1 protein-coding gene is annotated in these 911 nt (G+C 69.6%); it reads right to left on the bottom strand.

Annotated features, from left to right (window positions below; genetic code table 11):
* A partial coding sequence (locus GWK61_RS54830; protein ID WP_194922330.1) for a CaiB/BaiF CoA transferase family protein occupies nucleotides 1-911 on the bottom strand: 911 nt, incomplete at both ends.

Raw genomic sequence — 911 nt, forward strand, 5'->3', positions numbered from 1 at the left:
GAGGGTGATGGGGCCGAGGGTGGTGTGGGTGACGTTGATGGTGAGGGGTTGGTGGTGGGTTTGTTCCTGGTGGTAGACCTCGTCGAGGGTGCGGATGCGGCCGGCGGGGATGCCGGCTGCGGTGAGGTGGTGGAGCCAGTGGTCGGCTTTGTGGTGGGCCAGGCGGGTTTCGAGGTCGGCTTGGAGTTGGGTGCGGTGGCGGACTCGGTCGGCGTTGGTGGCGTAGTGGGGGTCGTCGGGGTCGATGCCGACGGTGGTTGCTAGGGCGCGCCATAGGTTTTGGCTGCCGGCGGCGATTTGGATGTCGGCGTCGGCGCAGTGGAAGAGGCCGTAGGGGGCGATCGCGGGGTGGTGGTTGCCGGTTGGTTCAGGGGTCTGGCCGGCTACGGTCCAGCGGGTGCCTTGGAAGCTGTGGATGCCGACGATCGCGGATAGCAGGGAGGTGCGCACGGTGCGGCCGCTGCCCGTCTGCCGGCGCTCGATGAGGGCGGCGAGGGTGGCGCAGACGCCGAAGATGCCAGCGAGTAGGTCCGCGATGGGGACGCCGGTCTTGGTCGGGGTGCCGGGTTCGCCGGTCAGGCTCATCAGGCCGGCCTCGCCTTGGGCGATCTGGTCGTAGCCGGGGCGGCCGCCTTGTGGGCCGTCGTGGCCGAAGCCGCTGATGGACAGCACGATCAGAGTTGGGTTCAGCTCGCGCAGGCGCTCGGGGCCCAGGTGCAGGCGGTCCAGGACGCCGGGGCGGAAGTTCTCGACCAGCACGTCCGCGCGCCTGATCAGACGTTCGACCAGGTGCCTGCCTTGGTCGGTCTTCAGGTCGGCGGTGACGGATTCCTTGTTGCGGTTGCAGGACAGGAAGTAGGTCGACTCCGGGGGCGCGTCGGGGTCGGGCAGCGGTCGCCGGACTCCCCGAG

Origin of the sequence: Catenulispora rubra (genome assembly GCF_015356825.1) — a bacterium.
GTDB classification, from domain to species: Bacteria; Actinomycetota; Actinomycetes; order Streptomycetales; family Catenulisporaceae; genus Catenulispora; species Catenulispora rubra.